The sequence below is a fragment of the Acinetobacter sp. NEB149 genome, assembly GCF_012516415.1.
GTDB classification, from domain to species: domain Bacteria; phylum Pseudomonadota; class Gammaproteobacteria; order Pseudomonadales; family Moraxellaceae; genus Acinetobacter; species Acinetobacter lwoffii_V.
This window is the reverse complement of record NZ_CP051208.1, coordinates 790,491-809,638: the sequence shown is the minus strand read 5'-3', so window position 1 is coordinate 809,638 and position 19,148 is coordinate 790,491. Positions and strand designations below refer to the sequence as shown.

Below are 19,148 nucleotides of genomic sequence, written 5' to 3'. Positions count from 1 at the left end.
TGTTGATAATTATTTCTAAGGTTATGCTGTCATGAGTGAAAAGTTGCAAAAGGTGCTTGCACGCGTTGGTTTGGGTTCTCGCCGTTATATGGAAGAAGTCATTGCCGCGGGTCGTGTAAGTGTCAACGGGCAAATTGCCCAAGTGGGTGAACGAATCGAACCAGGCGATGAGCTTCGCATCGATGGTCGTAAAGTTGCCTTCCAGATTGAAGACGAAATCCGTCGTCGTGTCATTATCTATTACAAGCCTGAAGGCGAGATCTGCTCACGTAGCGATCCTGAAAACCGTCCGACTGTGTTTGAACAGCTGCCTGCTATTCCGGGCGATCGCTGGGTAATGGTGGGTCGTCTGGATATTAACTCGACCGGTCTGCTATTGTTCACAAATGATGGTGAACTTGCGAATCGTTTGATGCACCCATCGAATGAAATTGAACGTGAATATGCAGTTCGTGTCATGGGTGAAGTAACGCCACAAATTCGCAACAACATGCTCAAAGGCGTAGTGCTGGATGATGGTCCGGCAAAATTCGAATCTTTCTCTGAACTCGGTGGTGACGGGATCAACCGTTGGTTCCAGGTCGTGGTGAAAGAAGGTCGTAACCGTGAAGTACGTCGTATCTTTGAATCACAAGGCCTGAAAGTCAGCCGTCTACTGCGTACCCGTTATGGTACTGTGATTTTGCCACGCGAACTGCGTACCGGTCGCTGGATTGAACTGGATAAAAACGATATCGACAACCTGACCAAAGCTGTGGAATTGAAGCCACGTCAAGGTACAGGCTTGTTTGGTATGGCCAAACGTCGTAACGAGCGTATGCAGGACAAACCGATGGCTGCACGCCGTGGCGGTTTCTTGCGTCAGCAACGTCGTGACAGTGATGAGCAACCACAAAACAACACTGGCCGTGAGCGTCGTGATGACAATGCTTATGGTCGTCGTGACAGAGCTGAAAACCAGAACGGCACTCAGTTCGTTCGTCGTGAAAACCGTCCGGATCAGGGCTTTGGTCGTCGTGAAGAGCGTGATGAAAATGCCCCCCGTCGTCCATACGGCGTAAATAAAGGCTTTAAAAAGTTTTAAGTTCTAATTAAACTAAAAGTCAGGCAATTGCCTGACTTTTTTTATAAAAATAGAAAAATAACAATGAAAGATCGATTTCGTGTAACACCGTCTGTTCAATACCAGCCCTTACGCTTTTGGGTTTTATATATACTCATTTGTTATCTTACTTATCAGTTTCATTTTTATTTAAAAACCACGCAACAACATTGGTCCTTTGATCTCATGCTGTTTAATGAATGGTTGATTTCCCTTATTCATCATCCAATCGATACCACAGACGCTTATGTCAATATCTTTACACTTGTAATGATGGGTTATGTTTTAGTATGGCATTGGATTGGTCATCGAAAAGTCTTGATTATTAACTATCACAACATATATTGGAGTATTGGCAAGTTTAGAATTAGCCAAACTTTTCAGCTTAATCTAGATACAAAGATTCAATACATTCAAATCCCACCACATGAACCAACAATTCATTTGATTAGACTCAAAAATCAGCATCAAGAATTCACGATTAATTTAGAGCAGTTTGAATCAAGAGATCGTGAAGAAATTCAGCAGCGTTTGCAGATTTTATAATCAGTGTAATTGCAAAATATAGATATAAGAAACGCCCAATAAATTGAGCGTTTTTTGTCACAAAAATAATTAAGCTTGTACGCCTCTCGGAATGGCGCTGAGTAAACGCTTGGTATATTCATGCTGTGGTGATTGATACAGCTCATCTGAATTGGCGATTTCAACCAGTTCGCCATGATTCATCACCATGATCTGATCAGAAATATATTTTACTACCGACAAATCATGCGAAATAAAGATATAGCTCAGACCAAATTCATCCTGTAAATCTTGCAGTAAATTAAGCACCTGCGCCTGTACTGATACATCCAGCGCCGAGACCGATTCATCACAGATTAAAATCTCAGGTTTTAAAGTCAGACAACGTGCAATCGCAATTCGCTGACGCTGACCACCTGAAAACTCATGCGGATAACGATAAAAAGCCTGTGCAGGCAAGCTGACCCGCTCAAGCAGGTCCAAGGCCATTTGTTTGCGCTCTGTATCATCCTGACCAATCTTGTGAATCTGCATCGGTTCCATCAGGATTTGTCCAACAGTAAAACGTGGATTCAGCGAAGCATAGGGATTCTGGAAAATGATCTGGATTTTACGTTGATACTGGGTAAATTCCTGTTCCGACATGTCCAAAATGTCCCGGCCCTGAAACAGTGCCTTGCCGCCCGTAGACTGTTGCAGACGCATCAGCAACAAACCGATGGTGGTTTTACCCGAACCGGATTCCCCGACCAACCCCAAGGTTTTTCCTTTGGCCAGTTGGAAAGAGACTCCTTTTACTGCCTGAAATTCATCTTTGCCAAACAGTCCTTTACGACTATAAAAAGATTTTTTCAGATCCCGTACATCCAGAATAATTTCCTCTCCGCCCTTTAGTCCACGTGAACGTTGCGGAAGCTGAGTATTCAGACGGATATCTTCCAGCCAGGTTGAGCCATCCTGTTTCATAAAATCGCTGATCATCGGTAAACGTAACGGACGTTGCGACAATTGTGGACGGCAGTGTAACAAGGCTTTGGTATACATGTCCTGAGGCCGGTCCAGCACCTCCCGAACCGGACCCTGTTCACGGATTTCCCCATGGCGCATCACAATCACCTGATCGGCAATTTCACCAACCAATGCCAGATCATGGGTAATAAACAGCATCGACATCTGGCGACGCTGACGCAGCGATTCCAGCAAGTCCAGAATCTGCTTTTGAATAGTCACATCCAGAGCTGTGGTCGGTTCATCTGCAATCAATAGTTTAGGTTCACAGGCAATGGCCATGGCAATCATGACCCGTTGCTGCTGTCCACCGGAAAGCTGCCCCGGATAGGCATCAATTTTAGTTTCTGGCGTAGGGATCCCCACTTCTTTGAGCAGCTCCAGGGTCCGTTGTCGCGCCTGTTTTTTATTCATGCCCAAGTGTAATTGCAGGATTTCTGCAATCTGCATGCCTATCGTAAATACCGGATTTAGCGAAGACATTGGCTCCTGAAAAATCATGGCAATGTCTTTGCCACACATCTGGCGCATTTCTCGGGTTTTAAGCTTGAGCAGGTTTTTCCCTTCAAAGATGATCTGGCTATCTTCTGAAATACGTGCGCTTTCTGCCGGAAGCAGGCCCATAGTAGCGAGGGAAGTAACCGACTTGCCACTCCCCGATTCGCCTACCAGTGCAACCGTGGTATTGGCCGGAATCTCGAAAGAGACCCCTTTTACGGTCTCAATATATTCTTTATTTTCACCTTTAAAACTGACTCGCAGATTTTCTACGCGAAGTAACGCAGGTACTGTGCTTGGATTGATTTCAGACATCGTTGCGCTCCTATTTCAGTTTTGGATCTAATGCATCACGCAGTGCATCGGTAAACATCGAGAAAGCAGTCACCAATACCGCCATGGCGATTGAGGCTGCCGCCAGTTGCCACCATTTACCCAAAATCAGCTCGCTTTGCGCTTCATTTAGCATACTGCCCCATGACACTACCCCGATAGGCACACCGAAACCAAGGAAGCTCAAAATGACTTCAGACTTGATAAATGCCACCACCAGAATAGACATCTGTACCAGGGCAATATGGCTGACATTGGGAAAAATATGGACAAACATACGACGCATATTACTCACGCCAATTGCCTTGGCAGCCTGCACATATTCACGTGCCGTATGTTTCATGTATTCGGCACGAACCAAACGGAAAACTCCGGTCCAGCCAGTCAAGCCTAAAATCAGGATGATCGATAGAATACCTTTCTGTTGCAATACCGCAGCAATTGCCAGAACCAGCAACAGGTAGGGAATCGAGGTAAAGATATTATAAAACCAGTTGAGGACATCATCGACCCAGCCACCAAAGTAACCTGCTATTGCACCCAGTGCAGTCCCAATCAGTACAGCGACAAAGGCTGCAATCAGTCCAACCAGAATCGAGGTTTCAGCCCCCTTGATGGTTTTCTGTAAAACATCCTGACCCCATTTATCGGCACCGAAGACCAGACTTTGCTTGAGTTCCCCACTTTCATCCATCAGCTGGCCGCCGAGTTCCTGATTAATGGCCTTCATGTCTTCTGCCAGCGGATCGACCACTCCATAATAATCGATGCCTGCACCAGCACCCTGCTCAGCAGCAATTTCAGCATTCAATTCAGCAATGACATCTTTTAAAGGATCAACTGGATTGACCGGTAGAGGCACAGATTCTGTACCCTGTTCTGCATCAGATCCAGCCGGAACTGGCGCTGCACTGATAAAACTCGGCGGTGCATAGCTGACCGCTACTTCTTTATTCCAGTCTTTGGCAATCAGGCCGCTCATTGACAGTACCAGCAGCAGCAGATAAAACAGCACCACATACAGGGAAAACATGGCAATCCGGTCACGTTTCAAACGGCGCATGGCCAGTTGCCATAAGCCTGTTGAAGCCGATTCAGGTGCTGCTTCAGCCGCTTGTTCTTTTTTAAATATCGCACTCAGCATAATTCACCTACTTCAACTGTACACGCGGATCGACCCATTTATAGATCAGATCGGCGATCAGGTTGAATATCATGGTCGCAGCAGCGACATAGACTGTAATGGCTTTAATCACAGGAAAATCGGAACGTTCTACCGCAATAATGACTTCACGGCCAATTCCAGGAATACCAAAAAAACGTTCAATCAGGAAAGCACCAATCAGCAGTGCCGGAAGTCCTGCCATGACATCGGTAATAATCGGAATCGAGGCATTGCGCAGGACATGCACGCCCATGATACGGTTTTCACCCAGGCCTTTGGCACGCGCAGTACGTACATAGTCCTGATTGACTTCATCCAGTACAAAACTACGATACAGGCGTAGTGTTGGTGCAATACTGACCACCAACATAATCAGCACAGGTAACAAGGCATATTTGAAAAGATTATCAGCGAAATTATCGCTCCAGCCCTGTACCGGGAACCAGCTCAGTTCATAGGCCAGGAAATACTGGAACACGATGATGTATACCAGAATACTGATCGACATACCGATCGTACACAGCATCATGATCATGCGATCAGTCAAAGAACCACGAACCGAAGCCACACCCAAAGCCAGAATGATAGAAATAATAGTTTGCAGAATGGTCAGTGGAATCAGAATGGTCAGTGAGGGCCCCAAACGGGTGGTGATAATCTGTGCCACCGATTCCCCGGTACTCCAGCTCACCCCATAATCAAAGGTTAAAATCTGCTTGATAAAGATCCACAGTTGTACGTAATACGGTTGATCCACACCCAGTTGCTGACGGATGTTTTCAATCTGTTCCGCATTGGCCATTTTACCGGCCAGAATATAGGCAGGGTCTCCACCTACCCAGTTAAACAGCAGGAATATCAGCAAAATCACCCCGAGCATGGTCGGGATCATTTGCCAAAGCCGTCGAATAATATATGCCAGCATCGCTTGCCTTCCTTAATTTTTTCCAGAGATTTCATTAAAGAAAGCTTTGCTGTCCGGATCACGACCCAAGAAGTCTTTCACCATTTGCTCGCCATGCTTTTGACCACCTTGAGCCAGGACCGTATTACGATAATGCGCACCGACTTTCTTGTCCATCAGCTGATCACCAAAGGATGAAAGCATATCCAGGGCAATGACTTCAGACCACATATAGCTGTAGTAACCTGCCTGATAGCCGCCCATCAGATGCCCGAACTGTCCCGGGAACTGCTGACCGCTGACATAACCCAAGGCGGTCTTGCCTTCCATATCCTGCCAGAGTTTTAAAGGCTCAATGTTTTTTGCATCTTTACCATGCAAGGCCATATCATATTGGGCATATAAAGCCTGACGGGCATAATGCAGGCCTCGGCCGTAATTCTTCACATTCTTTAAGCGCTCGGTCATGGCAGCATCCACCCGAGGACATGCTGGCTCACAGTAATCTGCTACTTTTGACAAGGTTTCCAGACGACGTGCCCACTCTTCGTACATCTGTGACGGCGCTTCAACAAAGTCACGCTCTACCGAAGTACCAGATTGTTCTGTATAGCGGGTCTTCGAAAGAATCCCGTGCAAGGCATGACCCATTTCATGCACAAAGGTTTCCAGTTCATTGCTGTTCAAGCCCTTACGGTTAAAATTGGTCACCAGTACCGATACCGGACGACGCTGATTCAGGGTACTGCCGCCATAAGCTCCCCAGACAGCTGCATGCCCATATTTGCCTTCACGCGGGTATTTATCAACATATAATCCGCCCAGGAATTCGCCCGTAGCTTTGTCATGTACCGCATAATATTCCACTTCATCATGCCAGGCCTTGACTTTCACCGGCTTGAACTCAATACCATAGAGTTCCGAAGAAATAGCGAATAACCATTTTTGCGATGCTTCTGTCGGGAAATAATCCCGCAATTTTTCCTGGTCTACCTTGTATTTGGCCTGACGCAGTTTTTCACTCCAGTAACCCTGATTCCAGCGTGTAATTTCTGCTTTCTCTAATGGAACTTTTAAAGTTTCAGCCTTGAACTGGCGTAATTGTTCTACATCCTGCTTTTCTAGAGGTGCAACTTTGGCATAAACCTCATCCAGAAAACCGTTCACTGCTTCAGGAGTTTTGGCCATACGGAATTCAAGCGCAGAATGAGCATAGCTTTCCTTATCAAAAAGTTGTGCCATTTCATAACGCAGATCAATGGCTTTTTTCATGAATTGCAAGTTTTGTTCGGTCCCGCGACGCGTGTAAGCGGTCTGGTAACGTTTGCGTGCTTCATCACTTTCTGCCAGCTCCATAAAAGGCTGGTATTCCGGATAATCAAAGCCGAGCAGATAATTGCCCTTTTCATTTTTCTTTAAATTTGCGATGTAACTTTCTGGCAGGCCTTTCATTTCAGCTGGAGTAAATTCAACTTTTTCAGGGTTATCCCGCACATTTTTGGAAAAGTCCTGTCCCAGTTTGGTACTTTCTTCAATAATTTCTTTCAGTCGTTTCTGTTTTTCTGCACTGAGTTGCACCCCGGTGTTCTCAAACTGCTCCAGAATATCTTCTAAAAATTTCTGATCAATCGGATCACTGGCTTTCAGTTTTTTGAACTGTCCATACAGTTTAGGATTCTGATACAGGGTGGTTTGGTATTTGCTGATTTTAAGTTCACAGTCATCGGCTGCCTGACGCAATGCAGGATCCGGATCGACATTACTGTACAGCCCTACTGCTGCACCGAAATCCCGGGCTTTGGCATGCAACTCATCCCATTCAGCTAGATAAGGTCCTGCCTTGGCTTTATCTTTAATTTTTTATTTTCAAATATCTGGATATCTTTTTGCATGGAAGCCAGACTGGCATCACATAAAGACGGAATTTCTGCAGCCTTGAACAATTGCAACAGCTGTACTTGGGTATCTGCCGCTACACCTTGATATCCCCCCATTATCATTAAACATAAGGTACTTAATTTTAAAGACTTTGATTTCATATTCATCTCCAGATTTTTTCTTACTTTTTCGTATTAATATCGATATACATCCATTCTGAAGACAGAATCGGATGAGACTTATGTCCAATAATTTGGGGTTGGGTCAAGGCGTTACGGTAGGTGCTATAGAGCATCAGGGTTGGCATGTTGACTTCGAGAATCCTGGTCATTTTGCGATAGAGCAGATCACGCTCCGGACCTGGCGGCATGCTCTGGGTTTGCTCGTAAAGACGGTCAAATTCAGGATGCTTGAAACAGGCATTGTTGGTGACATTGACATTCTTGCCATAGAACAGCTGCATAAAATTGTCGGCATCCGGATAATCGGCAATCCATGCAGAACTCTTGAACATGGTTTTACATTGCTTTTCCAGCTTGATGCCTTCAGCAAATGGCATGGCCTTACTGGTCAATCGAATATGAATACTGTCCAGGGTCTTTTTCCAGAACTCACCCTGCTGCTGGCCCCGACTGGTATTCCCAGTAATCAGCTCAATCACCAGAGGTTTACCTTCAGGCGTTTTCCGCCAGCCATCTGCACCGATCTTGTAGTTATAGCGGTCGAGCAACATGTTGGCTGCTTTGACTGAATAGGAAATACTGCTTTTATAGGACGGTGAATAGCCTGCTACTCCTGGGGGGATAGGCATGTGCAGTTTTGCTCCATCCCCCTTAAGTAATACATTGATCATGTTTTCTACAGAAAATGCCATCGCCATGGCACGACGTAAGGCAATTTTTTCTGGCGCGAAACCACCCACGACCGGGTTTTGCATATTCCAGTAATGGTAGCTAATGGAGGGCTCTAAAATACGTGACAGCTTCACTCCCTGCTGAGCCAGCTCAGGCTTTAATTTGTCACCATCGAGGGCCTGTACGACGATATCGCCCTCAATTTCGAGCAGGTCCAGTTCATTTTTCTTAAATGCCAGCATCCGGGATTGCGCTTCTTCAATAACACGCACATCAATAGTGCCGATTTGAGGCATTTTTTTGCCCTGCATGGCTTTTACAATAGCCTGATCTTCTGCACCACTGGCTTTAAAGTCCCAGACAAAACCACGATAAGCTGGATTTGGTTTTAAGATAATCCGTGAGCCTGGTGTCCAGCGACTGAGCACATAAGGACCAGTTCCCACTGGCCTATTCATGACCCAACCCGCTTTGTCTTTATATTTTTCAATCACTTCACGAGCTACTGCAGCGGCAGGCCCATGTGCCAGCAACATCGGAAAGTTCTGATCCGGATTATTCAGCTTTAATATCAAGGTATAGCGGTCTGGGGTCTGAATACCTTCAAACGGATTTTCATAGGCTTTGCCATTTTTTTGGTTAGGGCCATCCATGCGTCCAGCCCCTTAATTCGGCCATCCAGCAACCAGCTGTTCGGTGAATGCAGCTTTGGGTCCAGTAGACGTTTCAAGCTATAGGCATAGTCATACGAAGTCAGTTCACGTTTTTTACCGCCGAAAACAGGATCATCGGCAAAGTAAATGCCCTTTTTGATTTTGATGGTATAAGTCAGGCCATCCGCACTGACTTGAGGCAGACTGACTGCAGTTAATGGCACTAATTTTGCCGGCGAGGCCAGATAGTCATAGGTAAATAAGGTCTCAAAAATCGCCGCATTAATCTTGGCTGAATAACGGTCATGGATATAACCCGGATCAAAACCGGTTTCAGCCGCCGGAAATACTGTTTTTAAAACTTTATTCGGGTTGGCAGGATTGGCAGCCCATGTGGACGCAACCCCTGCCATCATCAAACCAGCCACTAACACCCCACGAGCCAGTTTTTTTAAAGCATTTGTATTCACATTCATATGGTTCTTAATCTTCTCAAGTTATTTTTTAACAGGTTCAATATCCATATATTGCCAAACTGCTCTGGTCACCGGATGGGCTTTAAAGCCCTGCACATGCGGATGAATCAACCAGTTGCGTATACGGGTATTGTGCAGAATCCATGGATTATCGGCCTCCATCTGACGGTTCATCTGCTCATAATATGGCGCCCGCTGCTGCGGCGGCAGTTTCATCGCGGTCTGGTACAGTGCATCATAAGTTTTGGAGGTATAGCAACTCAGGTTGCCTTGCTGCGCATTTGGCCCATACAGTAACTGGGCAAAGTTTTCCCCTTCCGGATAGTCCGCAATCCAGGCTCCACCCCACATCATATGCTTGCATTGGGTGGCTTCTTTTAAATTGTCAGCAAAATTACTGACCTTGAACTCAATTCGCACCCCGATCGCATCCAGATTTTTTTCCATAATTCTGCAGAAATCACCGAAGAGCTTGAGCTGGTTGAATTCATTTTTAGTATCAGAGGCTTGCCATCAGGCAAGCTACGGTAACCATTAGCGCCTTTCTTATAACCAAAGCGGTCAAGCAGTTTATTGGCCAGTAATGGGTTATAAGCAATACTGCTTTTATACGTCGGGTCATGTCCACCTACTCCCTCTGGCAAAATCATTTCAGCTTTATCGGCATGACCTTTGTACAACTGCTGGATAGCTTCTTTCTGGTTATAGGACAAGGCGAGAGCACGACGTAAGGCAATTTTTTCCAGTGAATTCCCACCAATCACCGGATCACGCATATTCATGATAGTGTAGGTAATTTCCGGTTCTTTATTCGGATAGTGCAGGATGCCTTTTTTCTTGTATTCACTTTTCAGCTGCTTATTTTCCAGTGCCTGTTCGGCGCCGCTCGCAGTGAGTTTGTCATAGTCCAGTTGTCCAGACTTTAAAGCCAGCCAGCGAGACTGTTCCTCTTCAATAATACTGATTTTGACCTTGCCAATTTGCGGCATCTGCTTGCCTTGCATGGCTTTGACAATACGTTGATCCCACTCGGAACCATCGCCCTTAAAGTTCCAGACAAAACCGCGATAATTCGGGTTGGCAGTCAGTTCAATACGGCTACGCGGAACATATTTGTGTAACTGATACGCTCCTGTTCCAACCGGATGCTGACCTGCCCGATGACCATAATGTTCGATCGCTTCCCGTGCGGTACCACTAAAAGCCACATAGGCCAGAATATATGGAAAATTCAGATCGGAACGGGTCAGGGTAATTTGTAAGGTATATTTATCTAGTGCTTTTAAACCGGGAATAGGTGCATCGTAGTTGAACTTGCCAGTTTTTTTAGCCTGCTGGATGACCTGATCTGCCCCAAGGATTTTTCCATCAATAAAAGAAAAAGAAGGAGAATGATTTTTGGGATCCATGATCCTTTGCATGGAGTAGATATAATCACGCGCCACCAGTTCACGCTTCTTGCCCTGAAATACAGGATCAGGACTAAAATAAATTCCTGGCTTGATTTTAAAGGTATAAACTTTGCCATCCTGCTCAACCTTGGGTAAAGATTCGGCTGTATTTGGAGCCAGGATTGCAGGCCGCGCCAGATAGTCATAACGCAACAAGGGTTCAAAAATGGCTTCAGCAACGCTACCACTATAAAAATTATAGGTTTTGACCATATCAAAACCATCATCAGGTGCTTCAAAAGCCAGGTTTAAAACTTTATCCGGATGTGCAGATGATTTTGCCCAGGAGGCTTGCCCCGTAGTCATGGCCAAGGCCAAAATTGTCATGCTGAAAAGTGCTGATTTCAAATTTGTACCTATTCTTGATCTTGAAGTTTTATTGCTATAGGAAGTCTTTAACACATCATCCCATATTTGCTTCAATGGATGGGTCAAAGCTGGACAGATGGAATAAAATGAACAAAGCGAATTTCATGCCATCCTCGAAAAATAACGATTTTTTCCTGTTATTAACTCAAAAAAGCTTATTTTTATTAATCATTTAAAACATTATCAATAACATAATATTTTCCATGAATCATTAATTTAATATTTATTCTTAAAATCTAGCTCCAAGCCTAGTCTGCACAAAAATAAACCAGACCTGTTTCATATTATTGCATCCTCCCACTACTTCAACCTAAGAAAATACATACATAAACAAATGAAATATATAATTATTATCTTATTAAATTATTGTATATTTTATGTAAAAATCATGCACCATGATTAAACTTTATTCAATTTCCCTTTCAATTTTAGATTCCATTCTTATTCATTAAATATTTATTTTTTACTTTCTCATGGTTTCCTATAGAGACTTTCTTCAGATTTTAAACCCTACTCTCTTAATATTTCTTCATCAGAACTTAGTACACCTCCAAAAAAATAAAATTAAATATAATTTTTTCAATCACTTAATATTTTTTAAAATTAATAATTTATAAGTTGGCATTCGCTTTGCTTAAGTCCTCCCAGCACTACTTCACATAACAAAAGGGTGAAAATTACGATGAAAAAAAACAAATTGGTCGGATCTATGGGGGCTCCAACCGTTGGCAAAAAACTCATCAAATTAAGCGCGTTAAGCTTAAGCATGATGTGTCTTTCGCTGGCACATGCAGCAGATGAACCAGAAAACTCCGCTGCACAACCTACCAAGGTTGAGAAAGTGCGAGTTACTGGATCATCTATTAAAGGTGTAGCCGCACAAAGCGCCTCACCAATCACGATTATTAAAGGTGAAGATCTGGTGAATCAGGGGGTAACCACTGTAGAAGAAGCATTGATGAAAGTCAGTGCCAACCAAGCAAGTTATGTCACAGCACAAAATGTCGGTGCCAGTAATACCAGTGGTTCAACAGCAAATTTACGTGGTCTTGGTTCGGATAAAACTTTAGTTTTAATTAATGGTCGCCGTGTTGCAAGCAGTGCATTTGGTACCGATTCAACCAACTTAAACAACATCCCTCTCGCATTGGTAGAGCGCATTGAAGTCTTACGTGACGGCGCATCTGCAGTCTATGGTGCAGATGCAGTGGGTGGTGTAATCAACTTTATTACGAAAAAGCAATATGAAGGCGTGGGCATTACTTTAGGTGGTCAAATTCCTGAAGAAAAAGGCGGCGAAAAAATTGACGTTTCGATTTTTGGGGGATATGGCGATCTAGATGAACAAGGTTTTAATGTCTACGGTGTGATCGATTACCGAAAACAAGATACGATTTGGGCAAAAGACCGTAAAGTCAGCCGCCGTGGTGGGGTACTTCCTGAATTAGGAATTGATGGCAGTTCAGCAAATGCTTTCCCTGCAAACTTCTACGATCCTATCACAGGTATTTTGGGTAACCCTTATGGGGATAATTGTTTAAATACCAAAGATACTGTTGCTGAAGATGGTTTCTGTTATTTAAATACCCAAACTGTTATTGGTATTGTGCCTGAACAAGAGAATCTTTCTGCGTTAGGTCGCGCAACTTTCAAATTGTCAGATAACTTTAATGCGATTGGTGAGTATATCTATGCACGTGATGAAGTAACCACTTCAATTGCGCCTGATGTTTATAGCCGTAGTGTGACCTTGCCTTATGCCAGTCAATATTACCCTGGCAAAGGTATTACTCCAGCAGTTGATGGCTTGGCGACTAACACATTACAACTGTATCTACGTTCACAAGGCGGTAACCGTGTTTCTAAGTCAATTAACGAATCGAACCGTATCTTTGCAGGGATTGAAGGTGAAGCATACGGTTGGGATATGAATGGTGGTGTTACTTATGCAAAAAGTGATGCGACTGACAGTTTCGTAAGTGGTTATTTAAACCGCAGTAGAGTTCAGGCTGCACTTGATAATGGAACTTTAAACCCATTTGGCCCACAAGCAGCAGCCAATGCCGGCTTATGGAACACTTTTGATGTCAAAGGCGATACCAATCAGGCATCTTTAGAATCCACTACAATTGACTTTACCGTGAGTCGTCCAATCTACACACTGCCTGCAGGTGATGTCGGTTTTGCACTCGGTGGCAGTTTCTCCAAACAAGACTGGGAAGCAACTGTAAATTCTGAAATTGTTGCTCAAGTTCCAGGCAGTGGTATTGATCCAAATAAACCAAAAAGCTCAGGCGATCGTGACATTAGTGCAGTATTTACTGAACTCCAAGTACCTTTATTGACCAACCTGGAATTACAGTTGGCCGCTCGTTATGATGACTATAGCGATTTTGGTGACACCTTTAATCCTAAAGTGGCCTTACGCTGGGAACCAGTTAAAGAACTCATGTTCCGTACTTCTTACAGTACCGGTTTCCGTGCACCAAGCTTATATGAAGTCAATGCTCCTTCGGTCAGAACCTGGACTGGTGCAAGATATAACGACCCGGTTCTTTGCCCGGGTGGTACACCAACTGAAACCAGATACCAAACTGAATGTAATACCCAGTTTATCCGTACCCAAGGCGGAAATTCTGAACTAGGTCCAGAAGAATCAACATCTTACATGGCTGGTTTTGTCTTTGAACCGATCAAAAACTTAGTTTTCACTGCCGATTACTACAATATCGAAATTGAAAACCTAGTTGGAACGATTGGTGAAGCATCAATTTTTGGTGATCCAGAAAAATATGCTCAATACTTTGTTCGTAATGCAGAAGGTCGTATCGATCATATCTCAACTAACTTGATTAACTCCGGTGGCTTGAAAACTCAAGGTATTGATTTGAGTTTGAACTATCTTTCTCCAATGACGTCAACTGGCCGCTTCGGTTTCGGTATTGACGGTACTTATGTGATCAAAATGGATTACCAAAGTGAACCAGGCGGCGAGTGGGAAGGTTATGTCGGTCTTTATGATGACCCAGCAGTTGTTCGCTGGAAACATACTGCAAACGTGAACTGGTCTTATGAAAACTGGAGAATGGTGTTTGAACAACAGTTCGTTCGTGGTTATGAAGACTATTCAGAAGAACGCGATGTTGCTGACTACACCGTATACAACATTTCTGGTACTTACAAAGGATTTAAGAATCTGGAGCTAACTGCCGGTATTAAAAATATGTTCGATGCAGAACCACCTGCCTCTGACGTAATGGATAACTTCCAATACGGTTATGACCCACGTTATAGCGATCCAACAGGCCGCGCTTACTTCCTACGTGGTACCTATAAATTCTTTTAATTAATTACTTCGCAAACACTGCTGCCAAGCGGTGTTTGCGGTTTTCCCCGTTTAATTTTAGCCAAACAAAAAATAATGCTGCCTGTAATCAAAAAAATTTCTCATCAGTGCACTATTTCCTGTTTGTCTTAAATTCTAGGAGTCATGATGGGCACAAAGTTTGAAGACTTAGAAAAAAACTCCGCCAAAAAACTGACTGGTATTGGGGTCGTTGTTTTTTTGCATATCCTGGTTGGCCTGGTACTTATGGCTGGTATGGCAAAAGACATTATTAAACCGACGGAACAGCCAGTTGAGCTAATGATTATTCAAGATATTAAGCCGCCTGAACCTGAGCCACCAAAAGAAACACCACCTGAACCACCGAAAATCGTAGAAAAAGTAGCACAAGTGCCTGAGGTGAAACCGGTTGAAAAAGTAGTTCCTGTACAGAAAACACTTCCAACGCCAACTCAACCGACAACTGTTGCAGTACCTACTCCCGTTGCAGCGAGTCCTTCACCAAGTCCGGTAGCAGCACCGGCTGCAGTAGTCGCAGCCGCTCCAGCACCAGCTCCTCCACCCGCTGGTGTCACTCGTGGGGTGACACAAGGTGAAGCAGGTTGTAAACGCCCAGACTATCCACGTGATGCACTGATGAATGAAGAGCAAGGTGAAGTGCTGATCTCTGTATATGTAAATACCACCGGCAAGGTCCAGGATGCCAAAGTGAAAAAGTCGAGCGGTAGTCGTGCGCTGGATCGTGCAGCATCCAAGGCCTTCAGTTTATGTACTTTCAAGCCGGCAATGAAAAATGGCGAACCGCAAGAATCTTGGTATGACATTCCCTATGAATTTGTCCTTGACTAACAGATACAACAGATAAAGAAAAAAATCAGGAGATCCATGATGAAAAAATCACTAAAACCTTTAAAAAATATGACTGCTGCCGGTGTAATTGCCATGAGCACTTTATTACCTTTGCAAACAGTTTTTGCAGAACAGTCCGCTACACCCAATACCAGTGCTGTCACTGAAACAGCGGTAACAACACCTGCAACAGCGGCTACACCGCCATTACCAGCTGAAGCTAAGGATGAAAAGGCTGGATATAATCCTTATGGTCTGGAAGCCATGTGGAAAGAAGGTGACATGGTATCTAAAGTCACCCTGTTCATTCTGGTGATTATGTCAATCGGTACCTGGTACATCATGATCAGCAAATGTTTACAGCAAAGTAAGATCCGTAAGCAAGCCAAGGAAGCTGAACACCAATTCTGGGAATCATCTTCTCTAGATAATGCCACCGAGAACCTAGATGAAGCCAGCGTCTACCGTTTTATTGCGGAAAAAGGGATTAAATCAACTAAAAATCATGGCGGTACATTACTTGAGCGTATTGACTTTAATACCTGGGTCACCATCTCAATTTCCCGTGCGATCGATAAAATCCAGAACCATCTGAGTGGTGGCCTGGCCTTCCTTGCGACAGTCGGTTCTACCGCACCTTTCGTTGGACTTTTTGGAACCGTTTGGGGAATCTACCACGCGCTTACCGCGATTGGTGTTTCTGGTCAGGCTTCGATTGATAAAGTAGCAGGTCCAGTGGGTGAAGCACTGATCATGACAGCGATCGGTCTGGCAGTCGCAGTTCCTGCGGTACTCGGCTACAACTGGTTGACTCGCCGTAATAAAGCGGTCATGGAAGAAGTACGTACCTTTGGTTCTGATTTACACGCAGTATTACTCAGCGGTGAAATTACAACCAATAATCCTGTTAATCGTGACGTGAAGTAAGAGTGAGGTATCAGCCATGGGAATGATGGTCAATTCAAACGACAGCGATGATGAGGTAATTGGAACCATTAATACCACACCTTTGGTTGATATTATGCTGGTTCTGCTCATTATCTTCCTGATTACTGTACCGGTTGCCATTCATACCGTACCAGTCGATCTGCCAGAAGAACGTAATGTCCCGTATGAAACCAAGCCAGAAAATGTTCAGCTGGCCGTCAATAAAACCGGCGATATTTTCTGGAATGAGTCTTATATCCCGGATAAGACGGTTTTACTGAGCCGATTACAGGCAGAAGCTCAAAAGCGACCTCAGCCTGAAGTGCATATCCGTGGTGATCAGATAACGCCTTATGAAGCAATTGATCAGGTGATTAGTACCACCCAACAGGCCGGTATCGGCAAAATTGCTTTTGTCACCACTCCGCCCGCTACACCTTAAGCACAAAGAGGGATTAAGTTTATGGGTATGAATGTTGGTTCAAATCAAGATGATGATGTGATGTTAGATGTCAACATGACGCCACTGATTGATGTCATGCTGGTCTTGCTGATTATGTTTATTATCACGATTCCATTACCAAATAACTCGATTAATATTGACCTGCCAAATGGCACGCCTCCTGTAACCGATGAAAAACCGCCGGAGCTGGTGGAATTACGTCTGGATGCACAAGGTAAGATTTTCTGGAATGATCAACCAGTAGAAAATACCCAGGCTCTGGAAAATTTATTCAAGACAGTAGCGCAAAAAGCGGATCAGGATCAGATTAAAATCAAAGCAGATCGTGCGACAGAATATAAGCATATCGCCATGGTCATGGCGGCGGCTCAACGACTGGAAGTCAAAAAAATTGGCATTATGAGTAACAACAACTAAGCATTTTCAAGATATAAAAAACCCAGCATGTGCTGGGTTTTTTATTCATCCGGTTTTACATCTGTGACTGAATATAATTTTGCAGACCAATCAGTTCGATTAAACGCAATTGTTTTTCTAACCAGTAAGTATGGTCTTCTTCGGTATCCGACATTTGCTGGCGTAACATATCACGGCTGATATAGTCACCTTTTTCTTCGCATAACTTGATGCCCTGCGCCAGTTTTTCCCGCACGTGGTATTCAAGTTTTAGATCGGCTTTCAGGCAGCTCACCACATCGTCGCCAATCTCAACGTCATCGCGCTGCATGTTTGGCGTTCCTTCCAGGAACAGAACACGACGGATAATTGCATCCGCATGCTGGGACTCTTCCTGCATTTCGTGATCGATACGTTCAAAGATTTTGGTCAATCCCCAATCTTCATACATACGAGAGTGAATCAAGTATTGGTCACGAGCAGCCAGTTCGCCACCGATCAACATATTTAAATAATCTACGACTTCTGGATTTCCGCGCATTTGAATAACTCCCTACCTGTATTTTGCTATTATGGCGAAAAGCAATTGAATTTGCAAAGCTTAACCATGGTTAAATATTTGATTTTTATATAATTAAAATGAGAAGTACTTGCATTTACACTTCGTTCTTAATGAAATCCCATTTATAAAACAACACTTTGCATTTTCATTACGCTTGCCAATAACCTAAAACCGGCAAATAAACACATGCGTTAAAATTTGTAAATCTTAATTTTGACCAGACAGATTCATTCTTTTTGTATAAACATCACTGCATTGGCGTACTTCATGCTCAAATTTCGCTTATCATTCACACAAATTTAAAACAACAACGGTTCCGATATGACACATCCACAAACAACAGCGCCTGTTCTGGTTACCGGTGCATCGGGTTATATTGCTAGCTGGGTCATCCAGAAATTACTCACGCAAGGCTATACTGTACATGCCACAGTACGTGACCTAAATAAAAGTAAAAGCTTTGCCCATTTAGAAAAAATTGCCGACAGCACACCGGGAACTCTCAAGTTATTTCAGGCCAATTTATTAAGCCCAGGTTCTTTTGATCAGGCGATGCAAGGTTGTGAAATTGTCTTTCATATGGCCTCACCTTTTGTGGTCACCAACTATAAAGATGCAGTCAAAGATATTATCGAACCTGCGGTGTTAGGCACTGAAAATGTACTGAATAGTGTCAATCAGACCGAATCAGTGAAACGCGTGATCGTCACATCAAGTATCGCATCCACCTATGGCGATGCCATTGATATTCTACAAACTGAAAATAACAGTTTTGATGAATCATGCTGGAATACTACCAGTTCGGCCACGCATCAGCCTTATCCTTATTCCAAAGTCATGGCAGAGCGTAAAGCCTGGGAAATGGCTGAAGCACAAGATCGCTGGGATCTGGTCTGTATCAATCCAGCGCTAGTCTTTGGTCAATCCCTAACACCAACTACTCAGTCGGGCAGTGTCGAAGTCTTGCAGCAATTTGCCAACGGCATGATGCTGCTTGGCGTTCCACCGATGTGGAATGGCGTGGTCGATGTTCAGGATGTCGCTGAAGCGCATATCCGTGCTGCATTTAATCCGCAAGCGCATGGCCGTTATATCATTTGTAGTGAAAGCTTAAGTCTGCTGGAAATGGGCCAAATTCTACGGGCACATTTCGGCAATAAGTTTCCGTTCCCACGCAATCAACTGCCCAAAGCAGCCTTTAAACTGTTCGGGCCTGTAGCAGGTTTTAGCCGCAAATTTGTAGAACTGAATATGGGTTATCCAATTTTCTTTAATGCACAAAAAAGTAAGGATGAACTCGGTCTGGAATATCGTCCGGTGAAAGAGAGTCTGGTCGAGCACTTCCAGCAATTACTAGATGATGGTGTGGTGAAAAAATATATTCCTTAA

At 44.0% G+C, this 19,148-nt stretch carries 12 protein-coding genes and 3 pseudogenes; 8 read left to right on the top strand and 7 right to left on the bottom strand.

Annotated features, from left to right (window positions below; all coding sequences use genetic code 11):
- Positions 1-31 precede the first annotated feature (31 nt).
- Positions 32-1,084, top strand: a complete 1,053-nt coding sequence (rluB, locus tag HGD77_RS03750) for a 23S rRNA pseudouridine(2605) synthase RluB (protein WP_005107723.1) — start codon at positions 32-34, stop codon at positions 1,082-1,084.
- 204 nt (positions 1,085-1,288) lie between these two features.
- Complete coding sequence (locus tag HGD77_RS03745; RefSeq protein ID WP_168730717.1) at positions 1,289-1,648, top strand: hypothetical protein; 360 nt, start codon at positions 1,289-1,291, stop codon at positions 1,646-1,648.
- A 69-nt stretch (positions 1,649-1,717) separates the two neighbouring features.
- Here the strand turns inward: HGD77_RS03745 and HGD77_RS03740 are convergent, their stop codons facing one another.
- From HGD77_RS03740 to HGD77_RS03715, 6 genes and pseudogenes are all read right to left on the bottom strand, one after another.
- On the bottom strand, positions 1,718-3,448 hold the full coding sequence (locus HGD77_RS03740) for an ABC transporter ATP-binding protein (protein WP_168730716.1): 1,731 nt from the start codon (positions 3,446-3,448) through the stop codon (positions 1,718-1,720).
- Positions 3,449-3,458: 10 nt separating this feature from the next.
- Entirely contained in the window at positions 3,459-4,610 is a 1,152-nt protein-coding gene (locus HGD77_RS03735) for an ABC transporter permease (RefSeq protein ID WP_168730715.1), read from the bottom strand.
- Positions 4,611-4,617: 7 nt separating this feature from the next.
- The gene (locus tag HGD77_RS03730; protein ID WP_004279216.1) at positions 4,618-5,556 is read right to left on the bottom strand and encodes an ABC transporter permease; all 939 of its coding nucleotides are present in this window, start codon (positions 5,554-5,556) and stop codon (positions 4,618-4,620) included.
- Between the two features lie 12 nt (positions 5,557-5,568).
- Positions 5,569-7,574: pseudogene (locus tag HGD77_RS03725) on the bottom strand (M3 family metallopeptidase).
- A 20-nt stretch (positions 7,575-7,594) separates the two neighbouring features.
- Positions 7,595-9,396, bottom strand: a pseudogene (locus HGD77_RS03720) (ABC transporter substrate-binding protein).
- A gap of 21 nt (positions 9,397-9,417) precedes the next feature.
- Positions 9,418-11,174: pseudogene (locus HGD77_RS03715) on the bottom strand (ABC transporter substrate-binding protein).
- 724 nt (positions 11,175-11,898) lie between these two features.
- Between HGD77_RS03715 and HGD77_RS03710 the strand changes: the two are divergent.
- From HGD77_RS03710 to HGD77_RS03690, 5 genes are all read left to right on the top strand, one after another.
- Complete coding sequence (locus HGD77_RS03710) at positions 11,899-14,562, top strand: TonB-dependent receptor (protein WP_168730714.1); 2,664 nt, start codon at positions 11,899-11,901, stop codon at positions 14,560-14,562.
- A gap of 147 nt (positions 14,563-14,709) precedes the next feature.
- Positions 14,710-15,411 carry an energy transducer TonB gene (locus tag HGD77_RS03705; RefSeq protein WP_168730988.1) on the top strand — a complete coding sequence of 234 codons (702 nt, stop codon included), beginning with the start codon at positions 14,710-14,712 and terminating at the stop codon, positions 15,409-15,411.
- A gap of 39 nt (positions 15,412-15,450) precedes the next feature.
- Positions 15,451-16,338: a MotA/TolQ/ExbB proton channel family protein gene (locus tag HGD77_RS03700; protein WP_415877834.1), complete on the top strand. Its 888-nt coding sequence runs from the start codon at positions 15,451-15,453 to the stop codon at positions 16,336-16,338.
- Positions 16,339-16,354: 16 nt separating this feature from the next.
- Positions 16,355-16,780, top strand: coding sequence for an ExbD/TolR family protein (locus HGD77_RS03695; RefSeq protein ID WP_004730650.1), 426 nt, complete (start codon positions 16,355-16,357; stop codon positions 16,778-16,780).
- A 21-nt stretch (positions 16,781-16,801) separates the two neighbouring features.
- Positions 16,802-17,218 carry an ExbD/TolR family protein gene (locus tag HGD77_RS03690; RefSeq protein ID WP_153566852.1) on the top strand — a complete coding sequence of 139 codons (417 nt, stop codon included), beginning with the start codon at positions 16,802-16,804 and terminating at the stop codon, positions 17,216-17,218.
- A 55-nt stretch (positions 17,219-17,273) separates the two neighbouring features.
- Here HGD77_RS03690 and ftn read toward each other — a convergent pair whose 3' ends face one another.
- A complete protein-coding gene (gene ftn / locus HGD77_RS03685; protein ID WP_004646080.1) occupies positions 17,274-17,738 on the bottom strand; it encodes a heteropolymeric bacterioferritin subunit Ftn in 465 nt (154 codons plus the stop codon).
- 342 nt (positions 17,739-18,080) lie between these two features.
- Here ftn and HGD77_RS03680 point away from each other — a divergent pair, with 342 nt between their 5' ends.
- Entirely contained in the window at positions 18,081-19,148 is a 1,068-nt protein-coding gene (locus HGD77_RS03680; protein WP_168730712.1) for an SDR family oxidoreductase, read from the top strand.